At 46.7% G+C, this 1,300-nt stretch carries 2 protein-coding genes; both read right to left on the reverse strand.

Features of this window, described 5'->3' with window-relative positions; translation table 11 throughout:
• The coding region (locus tag F6K38_RS44760; protein ID WP_287360846.1) for an SAM-dependent methyltransferase at positions 1-548 on the reverse strand (548 nt) is incomplete at its 3' end.
• The coding region (locus tag F6K38_RS44765; RefSeq protein WP_287360848.1) for an FAD-binding protein at positions 545-1,300 on the reverse strand (756 nt) is incomplete at its 5' end. The genes F6K38_RS44760 and F6K38_RS44765, both read right to left, overlap by 4 nt.

The following is a 1,300-nucleotide window of genomic DNA, read 5'->3' on the forward strand; positions in this document are numbered from 1 at the left end:
AGTAGCCCTGGTGGACAAGTCTCCCTTTGCATGGGGTCAGTAAAAATCAACTCTCCCCCTGGCTGCAAAACCCTCTTAATTTCTTCAAAGACCTGAGTGCGATCGCTACTGTGTAAAATGGCATCCTCGGACCAGACAATATTAAAGGAACTGTCTGGATAGGGAATATCCTCAAAACTCCCCTGAGTTACCTCAACTAAGTGGGCTAAATTCTGCTCTTGGTTCAGTTGGCGGTTCCGTTGATTTTGCCGCTCGCTTAAATTGAGACAGCAGACAGAACAACCGTAGGTTTTCGCCAGATACCGCGCCGCCCCTCCATAACCAGCACCTATATCGATAACTCGTGAATCGGGAGCTAGATTTTCCAGAGTTTGGGCAATTGTTTCCACCGTGCGCTTGGAGGCATCATGGATCGGTTCATCGGAACTCTTGTATATCCCATAAGTGATATGCTCACCACCCCAGAAATTAGCATACAATCGGTCTGTTTCTGCACCATCATAATAGGTTTGCGCTGTTTTCACCGCTTCTGAATAAGTGGTATTCATACCGCTATCTGATTGGTTTCTAAACTCAGAGAAAGTTGTGGAGATTTCCACCAGCGCTCCCCCTGTACTAAGGTGTGAACTTGCCAACTGGGTGAGGTTTGGGGATAATCGCTACGGTAATGTCCGCCCCGACTTTCTGTGCGTAATGCTGCACTTTTGAGAATTAAATGGGCAATATCCAGAAGATTGAAAGTTTCTGCAGCTGTTCGCAATTGCTGCTCGGCTAATGGTGACTCAAATTTAACTGTTTGGTTGGGCAGTAAATCAAGCAGGTATTGACTCACCTCTAAGCCAGCCAATTCAGAGCGCCAGGAATTAACTTCAGCAAGGCCTGACTCTAAAACTTCCTGGGAGCGACAAATTCCTGCACTTTGCCACATCAGGGAGGGTAAACTTTGCCTTACTAAGGCTATCTTCTCGATGTCCCTTTCCCAGTCACCTTTCTCTTTTATAAAGGGTAGGGATTCCTGCAGAACTGGATTAGGAGCTGTTTGAATCTCAGCTAATTGGGCCGCAAAAACCAAGCATTCCAATAAGGAATTACTCGCTAAGCGATTGGCACCATGAACCCCCGTACTAGCTGTTTCACCAATGGCATATAGCCCTGGAATCGAGGTGCAACTGGTCAGATCGCAAGCCACTCCTCCCATCCAGTAATGGGCAGCAGGTGCAACGGGAATGGGTTGTTTGAAGATATCAATGCCCCAATGTTGACATACGTTAATAATATTGGGGAAACGATAGCGAATTTG

It is taken from the genome of Moorena sp. SIO3B2, assembly GCF_010692525.1.
Lineage (GTDB): Bacteria > Cyanobacteriota > Cyanobacteriia > Cyanobacteriales > Coleofasciculaceae > Moorena > Moorena producens.